The sequence below is a fragment of the Candidatus Sodalis sp. SoCistrobi genome (assembly GCF_900143145.1).
Taxonomy (GTDB): Bacteria; Pseudomonadota; Gammaproteobacteria; order Enterobacterales; family Enterobacteriaceae; genus SoCistrobi.
Window position 1 is genome coordinate 1 of record NZ_FRDB01000054.1, and the last position, 14,916, is coordinate 14,916.

Genomic DNA, 14,916 nt, shown 5'->3' on the forward strand with positions numbered 1-14,916 from the left:
AAGGAGGTAAAGTAGGCATCTGCGCGGCAATGCGAAAATTACTCCAATTAGCTTATGGTGTCTTAAAATCTGGAATACCCTTCGATGAAAATATAGCTCTTGCATCATGATGAGCAAGACGGTATCTGACGAAAATGCGTCGCACTTTAAGCGCCATATAGCGCCAACGATTCAGGTACGCTGATACCTTCTTTCCTCCAGTGAGACAGGAATGAGGCGGCCCATTGCACGCCTCCCCCTGAGCGTAGCCGGCCCGTCCCGGCGCCGTCGCCGCCAGCGGCCGCGGTGACGATAATCCGCTCATCCGTTAACGCATTTCCTACAGGTGCAGGTCACCGATTGCGCCTGATGTCGCACCTATCGCCAACGTGCTTCTTTTGGCTGATAAAAAATTAACTTAGCGAAGTTAAGTTTTTCATAGGCTTAATAGTTAATAAAAAATTTCGTTAAGCAAGCCTGAACGCGCCGTAAACATTTGTCTATGCTTATTATTGAGAGTTCCATGATTGCGTTCTCATCGTAATTGTCTCTCGTATGGCATTTTTCTGCTCCCTAGTTACGTACGTTAACCGCTAACGTGCCGTCGCGCGCGCCGTTGACGGGGCGAAAGCAATCTGGCGGATAGGCCTTAACCCGTTAACTTTTTGCAATACCCTTTTATTTCATGGAGTAAGCAAAGGAAGAAACCATGGCAGGATATCCCGACCAAGACGTTATTACCGCACTGGTGGCCGGCCATTATGCCGATCCGTTTTCTTTATTGGGCATGCATCAAACCGCTGCGGGATTGGTAGTACGTGCCTTATTGCCCGAGGCCAGCGCGGTAACGGTAATAGAAGCTAAAAATGGACGCCGGGTCACAGAGTTAACCTGCGATGATCAACGCGGTTTTTTTAGCGGAATGGTCCCGCGGCGTAAAAACCCTTTCCATTATCAATTGGCCGTCACCTGGCATGACCATACCTATATTATCGAGGATCCCTATCGTTTTGGTCCTTTGCTGCAGGATCTTGACAGCTGGCTGCTGGCGGAAGGGACCCATTTACGTCCCTGGGAACGGTTGGGCGCGCATCCAGAAGTGCTGGATGAGGTCGCGGGCATGCGCTTCGCCGTTTGGGCGCCTAATGCGCAGCGGGTTTCGGTAGTCGGAGAGTTTAATTTTTGGGATGGTCGCCGCCATCCCATGCGCCAGCGGCGGGAAAACGGTCTTTGGGAATTGTTTCTGCCGGCGGTCACGCTAGGCCAATTATATAAATATGAAATTATCGACTGTCATGGCCAGACGCGGCTTAAGGCCGATCCTTACGCTTTCGAGGCGCAAATGCGCCCGGAGACGGCATCGCTGACGCGGGGGTTGCCGCCGCCGGCGTCGCCGCCGGACGCGGCACGTCGCCGGGCCAACGCGATGAATCAGCCTATCGCCATTTATGAAGTGCATCTGGGCTCCTGGCGCCGCCACGCCGAGAACAATTACTGGCTCAGCTATCTTGAGCTGGCAGAGCAATTGGTCGGTTATGTGAAATACATGGGGTTTACCCATATCGAATTGCTGCCGATTAATGAACATCCGTTCGACGGGAGTTGGGGGTATCAGCCTCTCGGCATCTATGCGCCGACGCGCCGTTTCGGCACGCCGGAAGATTTTCGCGCGCTGATTGATGCCGCCCATCAGGCCGGGCTGAACGTGCTGCTGGACTGGGTGCCGGGCCATTTCCCGAGCGACGAGTTTGGGCTGGCCCAGTTCGACGGTACGGCTTTGTATGAATATGCCGACCCCAAAGAAGGACGGCATCAGGACTGGAATACGCTTATTTACAACTACGACCGCAACGAAGTGCGTAACTATCTGGCCGGAAATGCGCTGTTCTGGCTGGAACGCTATGGCCTTGACGGCCTGCGGGTGGATGCGGTGGCGTCGATGATCTACCGCGATTACAGCCGCGCCGCCGGGGAATGGGTGCCCAACTTTTATGGCGGTAACGAGAATCTGGAGGCCATCGCTTTTCTGCGCTACACCAATCATACCGTCGGCACTCAGCGTGACGGCGCGGTGACCGTGGCGGAAGAGTCTACTTCCTTTTCCGGCGTCACCCGTCCGCCGGACGCCGGCGGGCTGGGGTTCCATTACAAATGAAATATGGGCTGGATGAACGACACCCTGCACTATATGCAGCTCGACCCGGTGCATCGCAAATACCACCACCATCAAATGACCTTCAGCATGGTCTATGCCTACAGCGAGAATTTTGTGCTGCCGCTGTCCCACGATGAGGTCGTGCATGGAAAAGGGTCGATTCTGCGACGCATGCCCGGCGACGATTGGCAAAAGTTCGCCAACCTGCGCGCCTATTACGGCTTTATGTGGGGGCATCCCGGCAAGAAGTTGTTGTTTATGGGCAATGAATTCGCCCAGCGCCGGGAATGGAATCATGACATCAGTCTGGACTGGCATTTACTTGACGATGAAAACGGTTATCATGCTGGCGTCCAGCGGCTGGTGCGTGATTTAAACCAATGCTACCGCAGCCATCCACCGCTTTACGAGTGTGATTATACCTTTTCGGGCTTTCAGTGGCTGGTGTCTGACGACCATGAAAACTCGGTATTCGCCTTCCTGCGTCGCGATAACGCCGGTAATGAAATGCTGGTGGTCAGCAATTTTACCCCGCTACCGCGTCAGGGCTATCGCATCGGCGTACCCAACGGCGGCCGCTGGCATGAGGTGCTGAATACCGATTCGGGCTACTACAATGGCAGTAATGAGGGGAATCAGGGTGAAATTCACAGCGAACCCGTCCCTTGGCATTACCATGGCTATTCTCTGTCCCTGACGCTGCCGCCGCTGGCGACGCTCTTTTTGCTGCGGGAGGGGGAATGACGGCGCTGACGGCGGGGTCCCCTGAGTGCCTTGGCGCCCATATTGACGACGCCGGGGTCAATTTCTGCCTGTTTTCTGCCCATGCGACGCGGGTGGTGCTCTGCGTCTATGATGAGCAGGACCGCGAGCAGCAGTGGGAACTCCCCGGCCGCACCGGCGATCGCTGGCACGGGCATTTGGCCGGCGCCGGCGCGGGACTGCGCTACGGTTTCCGGGTTCAAGGCCCCTTTTCCCCCGGCGAAGGCCACCGTTTCAACCCGGCAAAGCTTGTCATCGACCCTTGCGCCTATCTGCTTGAGGGCGAGCTCGGCTGTCATCCGGCGCTGCAGGATGCGGGTTGTCGCCCTGATCCTGTCGACAGCGCGCCGTATGTTCCCAAATGCCGGGTGGTCGCGCTGGATTACGACTGGCGCGGCGATACGCCTCCGGCGGTGCCTTGGGGCAACACGGTGATTTACGAAGCCCACGTGCGCGGTCTCACCCGACAGCACCCCGCCATTCCCGCCGCGCTGCGCGGTACCTATGCCGGGCTGGCCCATCCGCACATGCTGGCGTACCTGCGTGCGCTCGGCATCACCGCCGTTGAATTGCTGCCGGTGCAGCAACACGCCCATGAGCCGCGGCTGCAACGCCTGGGCCTTTCTAATTACTGGGGCTATAACGTGTTGGCGCCCTGTGCGGTGGAGCCGGCCTATGCGGCGGGCCTGGGCGGGCAAAGCGCGCTGGATGAATTTCGCGATATGGTGCGGGCGCTGCACGGCGCCGGCATCGAAGTCCTGCTCGATGTGGTGTTCAACCACAGCGCCGAACTGGACAAGGAGGGGCCGGTCGTCTCGCTGCGCGCCATCGACAACCGCAGCTACTACTGGCTTGATGAGTCGGGCGAGTATCAGAACTGGACCGGCTGCGGTAATACGCTGCGCCTTTGCCAGCCGATGGTGCGGGAATGGGTGATGGCGTGTCTGCGTTTCTGGGTTGAGGAATGCCACGTCGATGGTTTCCGTTTCGATCTTGGCAGCGTGCTCGGCCGTACGCCGGCATTTAGCGCCGACGCGCCGCTGTTTGCCGCTATTAAAGCCGACCCGCTGCTGGGGCGCTGCAAGCTTATTGCCGAACCCTGGGATATCGGGCCGGACGGCTACCAGTCCGGGCGGTTCCCCGCGCCCTTTGCCGAATGGAACGATCGCTTTCGCGACGATATGCGGCGCTTCTGGCTGCATGGGGATATCCGACTGGGCCAATTCGCCCGCCGCTTCGCCGCCTCGGACGATCTGTTTCGCCAGCGTTCCCCGGCGGCCTCGGTGAATATGCTGACCGCCCATGACGGGTTTACCCTGCGCGATCTGGTGAGTTTCAATCACAAACATAATGAGGCTAACGGGGAAGACAACCGCGACGGCGCCGGTGAAAACTTTAGCTTTAATCATGGTCATGAGGGGCTGGATGCCAGCGAGGAGGTAGCGGCTTACCGCCAGAATAGCCAGCGCTCGCTGCTGACGACGTTGCTGCTGTCCCAGGGTACGCCGATGCTGCTGGCCGGCGATGAGCACGGCCACAGCCAGCAGGGCAATAATAACGCCTACTGTCAGGATAATGCCACGACCTGGCTGGACTGGGCACAGGCCGACGAGGCGCTGACGGCGTTCACCGCCGGGCTTATCCGGCTGCGTCAGTCTATTCCGGCGTTAAGCATCGATCGCTGGTGGGTCGAGGGGGCGACGCAGGAGGTGGAATGGCTGGATGAGCACGGCGCCCCGTTGTGCGCGGAACAGTGGCAGCAAGGGGAAACGCGGCTGCAGATTCGTTTATCACTGCATACGCTTTTTGTGATCAATGCCACGACAAGCCCCTGTGAAATCACCTTACCTGAAGGAGGGTGGCGGTTAGCGGCGCCGTTTCAGCCCTATATGTCAGCGCCGGCTGATGAGTTGCTCTCGCTCGGTCCCCGGGCGGCATGCGTGCTGGAACAGGATTAACAGGAGTCGGCTATGGTGCGGTTTGCAAGCAGTGACCCGGTAATGCTGGCGCGTCAGTTGCCGCTCCAATCCGTGGCGTTGATTCTGGCGGGCGGGCGCGGCTCGCGGCTCGCGGTTGAAAGGCCTGACCGCCGAGCGCGCCAAACCGGCGGTGCACTTCGGCGGTCAGTTTCGCGTTATCGATTTTGCCTTGTCCAATTGCCTGAATTCCGGCATCCGGCGCATTGGGGTGATTACCCAGTACCAATCCCATACGCTGGTCCAGCATATCCAACGCGGCTGGTCGTTCCTGAACGCCGAGATGAACGAATTTGTCGACCTATTGCCCGCTCAGCAGCGGCTGGCGACCGAACACTGGTATCGCGGCACCGCCGATGCGGTATCGCAAAATTTGGATATTATCCGCCGCTATGGCGCGCAATATTTGGTGATTTTGGCCGGCGATCATATTTATAAGATGGACTATTCGCGGCTACTCATCGATCACGTCGAGAAGGGCGCGCCCTGTACCGTCGCCTGCCTGCCGGTACCGCGCGCCGAGGCGCGTGATTATGGCGTGTTGGCGGTGGACGCCGATTATCGGGTGGTGGATTTCGTGGAAAAACCGGCGGATCCGCCGGCGATGCCGGGCCAGCCGGACCAAGCGCTGGCAAGCATGGGCATTTATGTCTTTGATGCCGACTACCTGTACCGGCGGTTGGAGCAAGATAGGCACGATGACCAATCCAGCCATGATTTCGGCAGAGATATCCTGCCCCGGGTAACCGCCGACGGCGACGCCTGCGCCCACCCCTTTACGCTCTCGTGCGTGACGTCGGGGCAACCCGGACAGGGCACGCCCTATTGGCGCGATGTCGGGACGTTGGCCGCTTATTGGCGCGCCAATCTGGATCTCGCCTCGGTCACGCCTGAGCTGAATATTTACGACAGCGCGTGGCCGATCCGCACGGCGATGCCGCCGCTGCCACCCGCCAAATTTACCCAGGATTGCGCCGGCCATTCCGGCGTGACGCTGAATTCACTGGTCGCCGGCGGCTGTATTTTGTCCGGGACCCATTTGAAACTCTGCGTGCTGTTTCCCCGCGTGAGGATCCACTCCTTCTGCGAGCTGGAACAGACGGTGCTGTTGCCTGACGTGATTGTCGGACGCTCCTGCCGGCTGCGGCGATGTATTGTCGACCGCGCCTGCCAGATCCCTGATGACATGATAATTGGCGAAGATGCGGAATTGGATCGGCAACGCTTTCACCTTACCGAGGAAGGCATTGTGCTGGTCACCCGCGATATGTTGGCAAAACTCAGTTAGGGAAGACCCCAAACGGTCACTAGAAAAGCACTAAGCCACAACAGGAGCGATGATGCAGGTTCTACATGTTTGTTCTGAATTGTTCCCCTTGCTAAAAACCGGGGGACTGGCAGATGTGGTAGGGGCGCTCCCCGCTGCGCAAATCGCCGAGGGCGATGATGTGCGGGTGTTATTACCTGCCTTTCCGGATTTGCGTAAAGGCGTTCCCGATAGCCGGGTGGTAAAAGAATTTGATGCGCTGTCCCGCCACGGCGTGCTGCTGTACGGCCGCTTTAACGGCGTTGGTATCTATCTGATTGATATTCCTGATCTCTACGATCGTCACGGCAGCCCTTATCACGACCAGGATCAGTTTGCCTACATGGACAACTATCTGCGCTTCGCGATCCTGGGCTGGGTGGGGGCGGAAATGGCCTCCGGGCTGGATCCCGCCTGGCGACCGGATATCGTGCACGCCCACGATTGGCACGCCGGATTGACCTGCGCCTATCTGGCGGCGAAGGGACGACCGGCGAAATCGGTGTTTACCGTGCATAATCTGGCCTATCAGGGGCTGTTTTCCGCGCGCCATTTACCCGAACTGGCGCTGCCGGATGACTTTTTCCAAACCTATGGTTTCGAGTTTTATGGCCAGATTTCCTATATGAAAGCCGGGCTGTTTTATGCCGATCATGTCACGACGGTCAGCCCCACTTACGCCCGGGAAATCACGCAGCCGGCCTACGGTTACGGCATGGAGGGATTATTGACGTCCCTGCAAACCCAAGGGCGGTTGAGCGGTATTCTGAACGGCGTCGATGATGCTATTTGGAACCCGACCCATGACGCCATGCTGGCCACTCGCTATAACCGCGATGTGCTGGAGGCGAAGGTGAACAACAAGCGCCATCTGCAAACCGCGATGGGGCTGACGGTGGATGAAAAGGTGCCGCTGTTCGCCGTCGTTAGCCGGTTGACCAGCCAGAAAGGGCTGGATCTGGTGCTGGAAGTCCTGCCGGACCTGCTTGAGCAAGGGGGGCAGCTTACCCTGCTCGGCGCCGGTGACGCCACGTTGCAGCAAGGCTTTTTGGCCGCGGCGGCGGAATATCCCAGCCAGGTGGGTGTACAGTTGGGCTACCATGAGGCGTTTTCCCACCGCATTATCGGCGGCGCAGACGTATTGATGGTGCCGAGCCGCTTTGAACCTTGCGGTCTTACCCAGCTTTATGCCCTGAAATACGGCACCCTGCCGCTGGTACGCCGTACCGGCGGGCTGGCGGATACCGTCACCGATAGCTCGCTGGAAAACCTGTCGGACGGCGTCGCCAGCGGTTTTGTGTTTGAGGATGCCACCGCCGCGGGCCTGCAGCGCGCCATTCGTCGCGCTTTTGTCTTGTGGTCGCGGCCGTCGCTGTGGCGTTATGTACAGCGACAGGCGATGGGACTCGATTTCAGCTGGCGCGTTGCGGCGAAAGCGTATCAGTCGTTGTATCAACGCCTTTAAGGTTAATCAGGGGAACACGGGCATGAATTCACCGTTTATCTATGCGTCACCCACTCTCAGCGTTGAGGCGCTTAAACATTCCATCGCCTATAAGTTGATGTTTACTATCGGCAAAGATCCGGCCGTGGCGAATAAACACGAGTGGCTCAATGCCGTGTTGCTGGCGGTAAGGGATCGCATGGTGGAGTGCTGGCTGCGATCCAACCGCGCTCAGCTGTCGCAGGACGTGCGCCAGGTTTATTATCTGTCGATGGAATTTTTGCTCGGCCGCACGCTGTCTAACGCGCTGCTGGCGATGGGAATTTACGAGGATACCCGGGTCGCGCTTGATGAGATGGGGCTGGAGCTGGATGACCTGCTGACCGAGGAGAACGATCCCGGTCTGGGAAACGGCGGCCTGGGGCGGCTGGCAGCCTGCTTTCTCGACTCAATGGCGACGCTGGCGCTGCCGGGACGCGGCTACGGTATCCGCTATGAATACGGCATGTTCAAGCAAAATATTGTCAACGGGCAGCAGGCCGAATCCCCCGATTATTGGCTGGAGTACGGAAATCCCTGGGAATTCCCCCGCCACCCCAGCCGATATAAGGTCCGTTTCGGCGGCAGGCTGCAGCATGAAGGCGCCAAAATACGCTGGGTGGAAACCGAAGAGGTCCTGGCCTGCGCCTATGACCAGATAATCCCGGGGTTTGATACCGACGCCACCAACACCCTGCGGCTTTGGAGCGCGCAGGCGAGCAGTGAAATTAATCTCGGTAAATTCAATCAGGGCGACTACTTCGCCGCGGTGGAAGACAAAAACTATTCCGAAAACGTCTCCCGCGTACTCTATCCCGACGATTCAACCTATTCCGGCCGCGAACTGCGGCTGCGGCAGGAATATTTTCTCGTCTCCGCCACGGTGCAGGATATCCTTAACCGGCATTGGTTACTGCACAACACCTTCGACAATCTGGGCGATAAGATTGCTATCCATTTGAACGACACGCATCCGGTGCTGGCGATCCCTGAACTGATGCGTCTGCTCATCGACGAGCATAAGTTTGACTGGACACGCGCCTGGGCGGTGGTTTGCCAAGCATTTTCCTATACCAATCATACCTTGATGAGCGAGGCGCTGGAAACCTGGCCGGTGGATATGCTGGGCAAGATCCTGCCGCGCCATTTGCAAATCATCTTCGACATTAACGATCACTTTCTGAATCAGGTTCAGACGCAGGTACCGGGCGACAGCGAGTTGCTGTCGCGCGTGTCTATCATCGATGAACATAACGGCCGTATGGTGCGTATGGCCTGGCTGGCGGTGATCGCCAGCCATAAGGTCAACGGCGTTTCCGAACTGCATTCGGAGCTGATGGTGCAGTCGTTATTTGCCGATTTCGCCCGCCTGTTTCCCGATCGTTTTTGCAATAAAACCAACGGCGTTACCCCAAGGCGCTGGCTGGCGCTGGCCAATCCGCCGCTGTCGGCGGTGCTGGATGCCACCATTGGTCAGACCTGGCGCACCGACCTCGGGCAGTTGGAGGAATTAAAAGGGCATATCGATTTTCCGGCGTTTATCGTGCAACTGCAGCAGGCTAAATTAAGCAATAAAAAACAGCTGGCGGCCTATCTGGCCAATCAGTTGGACGAGGTCGTCAATCCGGCGGCGCTGTTCGACGTGCAAATCAAACGCATCCACGAATACAAACGCCAGCTGCTTAACGTGCTGCATATCATCACTCGTTATAACCGTATCCGCGAAAACCCTGAAGGCGATTGGGTGCCACGGGTGAATATATTCGCCGGCAAAGCCGCGTCGGCCTATTACATGGCTAAACATATCATCCGCCTTATTAATGATGTGGCGGCGGTTATCAATCGCGATCCGCTGATGAAAAACCGGCTCAAGGTCATTTTCGTGCCGAACTATAGCGTCAGCCTGGCGCAGCTTATTATTCCGGCGGCGGATCTCTCCGAGCAAATCTCCCTGGCGGGGACCGAGGCGTCAGGGACCAGCAATATGAAGTTTGCCCTTAACGGTGCGCTGACTATCGGCACCCTCGACGGCGCGAATATTGAAATGCGCCAGCACATGGGCGAAGAGAATATGTTTATTTTCGGCAATACCGCTCTACAGGTCGAGGCGCTGCGCAACGACGGCTACAATCCGCGCAGCTATTATGAGCAGGATGCGGAGCTGCATTTGGCACTGTCGCAGATAGCCACCGGCGTATTCAGTCCCGGCGAGCCGGGACGTTATAGTAATCTGTTCGATTCGCTGGTCAATTTGGGCGACCATTATCAGTTGTTGGCGGATTACCGCAGCTATGTGGATACCCAAGATGAGGTGGACAGACTGTATCAGCGCCCGGACGAGTGGACGCGGCGCGCGGCGCTGAATATTGCCAATATGGGGTATTTCTCCTCCGATCGGACGATCCGCGAATATGCCGAGGAGATTTGGAAAGTGGCGCCCGTCCGCCTGTAGCGGCGTCGCGATGGCCGCGGGCCGGGGTTAGCTGCGACAAGCGGACGCCGTGGCGTTGGGGCACCCCCGGTCAGCGCCGTGCGGCAATCAGGTGCTCAGCGCTGACCCGTTACGCCCTTAGCCGATAATCGTCCTGTGCGGCGTTGAGGCACCCAGCGTTGCCTGGTTATGCTCACAGCAGACGAACGTAGAATGTCGCGTTGATGAGGGCAGCGTCGCGACGTCACGCTCACAGGAAATCAACGCTGCCGCACTGCGCTCAGGAGGCCAATGACAGCCGCGCCGGACACTGACGTGCTGCGCCAGCCAGTCTTTAACGCGCGCCTGCTGCCCCTCATCCAGCCACATGCCAAGCTTGGTGCGGCGCCAAATAGCGTCGTCCAGCGTGACCACCCATTCCTGCGCCATCAAATAACGTAGCTCGGCTTCATACAGCCCGTGTCCGAAATCCTCGCCCAGATCGGCAAGGCCGGTCGCGCCCGCCAGCAGCTGTTCACTGCGGGTACCGTAGGTGCGGCTATAGCGCCGCGCCAGCGCTTCCGGCAGAAAGGCGAATTTGCGGCGCAGCACGGCGGCGTAGTCGTCGCGGGTACCGGCAAAATCGCCGCCCGGCAGCACCGCGTTGCGGGTCCAGGCGCCTTTGGCGTGGGGATAATACTGTGCCAGTTTTTCCAGCGCATGTTCGGCCAGCTTGCGGTAGGTCGTGAGTTTACCGCCGAAAACCGACAGCAGCGGCGCCTGGCCGTTTTCATCGCTCAGCGACAGCGTGTAGTCGCGCGTCACAGCCTGCGGTGAGTCCGATTCATCGTCGCACAGGGGGCGAACGCCGGAATAGGTCCAGACGATATCTTCCCGACTCAGGGGACGTTTGAAATGGCCGTTGTAAACCTTGAGCAGATAGTCAATTTCACTCTCGTCGATTCGGACCTCCCCCGGATCGCCGTGATATTCCACGTCGGTGGTGCCGATGATGGAAAACGTTTCCATCCACGGAATGACGAATACTATGCGGTGATCCTCGTTTTGCAGGATGTACGCCTGCGGCTGGTGATGGACGCGCGGCACGACAATGTGGCTGCCTTTGATTAGGCGGATGCCGTATTGCGACGGAAAATGCAGGCTTTCATCGATGAAGTGTTTCACCCAGGGGCCGGTGGCGTTAGCCAGGCCTTTGGCCTGCCAGCGATGCTGCTTGCCGGTAAGGCTATCGCGCGCTTCAACCTGCCACAGTCCGTTTTCCCGCCAGGCGCGGGTCACCTGGGTACGTGTCTTGACTTCACCGCCGCGTGCCACCACTTCTTGGGCGTTTAGCACCACCAGGCGCGCATCGTCGACCCAGCAATCGGAATACTCGAAACCGCGCACGATCTCGGGTTTCAGCACGGAATCCGCGCCAAAGCGAACGCTCTGGCTGGCCGGCAGGCTGGTGCGCTTGCCGAGATGATCATACATAAACAGACCGACGCGGATCATCCACGCCGGCCGCAGGTGCGGGCGGTGCGGCAACCGGAACCGCATCGGGAAGGCGATGTGGGGGGCCATTTTCAGCAGGACTTCCCGCTCGGCCAGCGCTTCGCTCACCAAACGAAATTCATAATGTTCGAGATAGCGCAGCCCGCCGTGAATAAGCTTGGAACTGGCGGAAGATGTGGCACATGCCAAATCCTGCGCTTCCAGCAGCAATACGGACAGTCCGCGCCCGGCGGCGTCGGCAGCGATGCCGGTACCGTTGATCCCGCCGCCGATGACGATCAAGTCTTTGGTTTCCACGTTACCTTCCTCCAAATGCGCGTTACAGTTCTTTTATGTTCGTTTTCGCTCATAATTGTACGCGCTAACCAACATCCACGCTACGTTCTCTGTTTAAAAAACCTGTCATGCGTGACGGAGGTAACGTTTTTGCCCACTCGGCGCCCGTTGCATGAGGGCTGGCAAGGGTGAGATGGCACGATTCAGGCACCGGTATTCCGCGGTCGACCGCCGCTGAAAAGCGCTGCACGGCGGCCCATGGCTTGCTACACTTCATGCGCCGCCGTGTGGCGCATTAACTTTTGGTGAAACCGAGGCGTCAGTTTATGGATCAATTTGCAACAATCAGCGTGGAGCAGGCCAGAGAACGCTGGCGGCAGGGGGAGGCGGTGTTGGTGGATATCCGCGATCCGCAAAGCTTCGCCGCAGGCCACCCCCGCGGCGCGTTTCATCTGACCAACGACACCCTACCGGCGTTTTTGGCGCAACATGATGCCGCGCGTCCGGTACTGGTGCTGTGCTATCACGGTAACAGTAGTAAAGGCGCCGCCCAGTACCTGCTAACGCAGGGGGTGGAGGCCGCCTACAGCGTGGATGGCGGGTTTGATGCCTGGCTGAAAGCCTTTCCGCAGGAGACGGAGTCGCTATAACGGTTGTCGCGCGCCGCAACACGTTGGGCGATGTCGTGCCGGTGACCACCGGCGGGGGAGCGAGCCCGGTTTTTTTTTGCCCGCGTGCCGTCTCGCGATGAGACACAGATCGCAAAATTAGCGGGTATCGGCCCGGCGCGGCGCAATCCGCCGAGCCAGGGTTTCGCCCGCTGGCCTTTTTCCTTTATCCTCAGAGGATTGCCCGGCCGTCTGGCGGCGTCAGCGCCATAAGCAAACCCCGTCGGACCGCGCATTGAGCCTGCGTATGCGGTATGTTGTCCCCATTACTTCATTATGGAAGTGCAAGAGAACCATGATTCGAGTTACCGCCTTGTCTAACGCACGTCTGGCCCTGGCCTTCATTGATTATATGAAAACCCAGGGGGTGGACATGGAGCTGCGCCCGCAGGGGCGTTTTGCCGAGTTGTGGCTGGCGCAGGATGAGAAACTGGCAGAGGTTGAGACGGCGCTGGAAGCGTTTTTGCTCGACCCGCAGCATCCCCGTTATCAGGCCGCCAGCTGGCGCACCGGCTCATTACATTATCGCGGCGAAACCGGCTCCGGCCTGCGCGCCTGGCTGCCGGCGCTACGCCAGCAGGCGGGGCCCTTAACGCTGGGCGTAACGGCGTTGTGCGTGCTGGTGTTTATCCTGATGGCCCTGCTCGGCGACGATCGGGTAATGGCCGCGCTGGCGTATCCCGCCGGTCCGGGCCAATACGTTCAGATTTGGCGCTGGGTCAGCCATGCCTTTTTGCATTTCTCGCTACTGCACTTGCTGTTCAATGTGGTGTGGTGGTGGTATCTGGCCGGCCTGACGGAGCGCTATCGTGGCAGGGGGTCATTGGCTATTTTGTTCGTGCTCTCGGCTGTCGTCAGTGGCGTGGTGCAGTCGCATTTTAGCGGCAGCTTTTTCGGCGGCCTGTCCGGCGTAGTGTATGCGCTGATGGGCTATGTCTGGTGGCACGGCGAGAAAAATCCCGGCGGGCCGCTGTTTATGCCGCGTGGGGTCATTGTTTTCGCCCTGTTATGGCTGATTGCCGGCTATTTCAATATCTTGGGTATCGCCATTGCCAATGCCGCGCACGTGGCGGGTCTGGTCACGGGCCTGTTGATGGCATTTTGGCAAACGCGGCGGAGTCAGAGTCACGGCGGTCATCGCTGATCGGCCGGCAGCAGAGGAATCAACGTGAAGCAAACGCAGCGGCATGATGCCATCATCAATCTGGTTCGCCAGCAGGGCTACGTCAGTACCGAGGAACTGGTGGATCACTTTGCCGTCAGTCCGCAGACCATACGGCGCGATCTCAACGACCTGGCCGAGCAGAACAAGATCCAGCGCCATCACGGCGGCGCGGCGCTGCCGTCGAGCTCGGTTAACGCCGCCTATCACGACCGCAAGGTGATGTGGTCGGCGGAAAAGGCGCGTATTGCGGCGCGCGTCGCCAGCCAAATCCCCGACGGGGCCACGCTGTTTATCGATATTGGTACCACGCCGGAGGCGGTGGCGCATGCGCTGTTGGGCCATAAAAATCTGCGGGTGGTGACCAATAATCTCAACGTGGCGACGCTGCTTACCGCCAAGGAGGATTTCCGCCTGATTTTGGCCGGGGGCGAAGTGCGTACCCGCGACGGCGGCATTATCGGCGAGGCCACCCTCGATTTTATCTCTCAATTCCGGCTCGATTATGGCATTCTCGGCATTAGCGGTATCGATTTGGACGGCTCGCTGCTGGAGTTCGATTACCATGAAGTGCGCACCAAACGGGCGATTATTGATAATTCCCGCTGCGTGATGCTGGTGACCGACCACTCCAAATTCGGCCGCAGCGCTATGGTGAACCTCGGCAAAATGGACCTGGTGGATTATCTGTTTACCGACCAACTGCCTCCCCCGGGCGTGATGACGCTTATCGAACATTCCGACGTCAAACTGGAGCTGTGCTGAGCGCGAAAGCGATGGCATAAAAATCCTTGCCGGCGCTCCCTTTTTTAACGGCGTTGACTATTCTTTGATCATCACGGCATTAGCCGGACTCTTACGCTACCTTTCGCAAACGATAGTGACGGCGCCCCCAGGGGCGCTGCCGGGGTAGTCGTGTTTGGTCTGAGGAGGACCCGCACGGCGCTGTCCCCCCGCGTGTCCCGGGGACAGTGGGATTTCCGGTAGTGGCAGGCGTGCCGGTGTTATCCTGGCACAGTCGTGTCAGGCTCGGCGACCTGCGCGGCGATGGCGGGTAATGCGTCGCCGGGGTAGCCGTGACGATGGCGGGCTCAGGGGGCATAGGTATCTACACATTTATCGTGATACCTGTTATTACTTTGCAGAATGATTTCAACCTATCTGTTGGCGGGATTGACTCTCGCCTTACCCGCCGATATCAGACGCTGGTTAAACAGCATATGA

The 14,916-nt window shown here is 58.6% G+C and carries 6 protein-coding genes and 4 pseudogenes; 9 read left to right on the plus strand and 1 reads right to left on the minus strand.

What is annotated here, in order from left to right:
• The 6 genes and pseudogenes from CINSTRO3249_RS16445 to glgP all read left to right on the plus strand — a co-directional run.
• Positions 1-110 (plus strand): annotated as a pseudogene (locus CINSTRO3249_RS16445) (IS110 family transposase); the annotation flags it as partial.
• A 578-nt stretch (positions 111-688) separates the two neighbouring features.
• Positions 689-2,878 (plus strand): annotated as a pseudogene (glgB, locus tag CINSTRO3249_RS05600) (1,4-alpha-glucan branching protein GlgB).
• Positions 2,875-4,854, plus strand: a complete 1,980-nt coding sequence (glgX, locus tag CINSTRO3249_RS05605) for a glycogen debranching protein GlgX (protein WP_074012529.1) — start codon at positions 2,875-2,877, stop codon at positions 4,852-4,854. The pseudogene glgB and the gene glgX overlap by 4 nt, the downstream one beginning before the upstream one ends.
• 12 nt (positions 4,855-4,866) lie before the next feature.
• Positions 4,867-6,160: pseudogene (gene glgC / locus CINSTRO3249_RS05610) on the plus strand (glucose-1-phosphate adenylyltransferase).
• Between the two features lie 52 nt (positions 6,161-6,212).
• Positions 6,213-7,643 carry a glycogen synthase GlgA gene (gene glgA / locus CINSTRO3249_RS05615; RefSeq protein WP_074012530.1) on the plus strand — a complete coding sequence of 477 codons (1,431 nt, stop codon included), beginning with the start codon at positions 6,213-6,215 and terminating at the stop codon, positions 7,641-7,643.
• A 22-nt stretch (positions 7,644-7,665) separates the two neighbouring features.
• Positions 7,666-10,113, plus strand: coding sequence for a glycogen phosphorylase (glgP, locus tag CINSTRO3249_RS05620; RefSeq protein WP_074012531.1), 2,448 nt, complete (start codon positions 7,666-7,668; stop codon positions 10,111-10,113).
• A 259-nt stretch (positions 10,114-10,372) separates the two neighbouring features.
• Here glgP and glpD read toward each other — a convergent pair.
• Positions 10,373-11,883, minus strand: a pseudogene (gene glpD, locus CINSTRO3249_RS05625) (glycerol-3-phosphate dehydrogenase).
• Between the two features lie 305 nt (positions 11,884-12,188).
• Here glpD and glpE point away from each other — a divergent pair.
• The 3 genes from glpE (at position 12,189) to CINSTRO3249_RS05640 (ending at position 14,457) form a co-directional block, all read left to right on the plus strand.
• A complete protein-coding gene (gene glpE, locus CINSTRO3249_RS05630; protein WP_074012532.1) occupies positions 12,189-12,512 on the plus strand; it encodes a thiosulfate sulfurtransferase GlpE in 324 nt (107 codons plus the stop codon).
• A gap of 313 nt (positions 12,513-12,825) precedes the next feature.
• Positions 12,826-13,674, plus strand: a complete 849-nt coding sequence (glpG, locus tag CINSTRO3249_RS05635; RefSeq protein WP_074012533.1) for a rhomboid family intramembrane serine protease GlpG — start codon at positions 12,826-12,828, stop codon at positions 13,672-13,674.
• Between the two features lie 24 nt (positions 13,675-13,698).
• Positions 13,699-14,457, plus strand: coding sequence for a DeoR/GlpR family transcriptional regulator (locus CINSTRO3249_RS05640; RefSeq protein WP_074012534.1), 759 nt, complete (start codon positions 13,699-13,701; stop codon positions 14,455-14,457).
• Positions 14,458-14,916: the final 459 nt, after the last annotated feature.

Excerpts from the sequence above, each read along its gene's own strand:
- glgX (WP_074012529.1), top strand. The coding sequence starts at position 2,875 with ATGACGGCGCTGACGGCGGGGTCCCCTGAGTGCCTTGGCGCCCATATT.
- glgA (WP_074012530.1), top strand. The coding sequence starts at position 6,213 with ATGCAGGTTCTACATGTTTGTTCTGAATTGTTCCCCTTGCTAAAAACC.
- glgP (WP_074012531.1), top strand. The coding sequence starts at position 7,666 with ATGAATTCACCGTTTATCTATGCGTCACCCACTCTCAGCGTTGAGGCG.
- glpE (WP_074012532.1), top strand. The coding sequence starts at position 12,189 with ATGGATCAATTTGCAACAATCAGCGTGGAGCAGGCCAGAGAACGCTGG.
- glpG (WP_074012533.1), top strand. The coding sequence starts at position 12,826 with ATGATTCGAGTTACCGCCTTGTCTAACGCACGTCTGGCCCTGGCCTTC.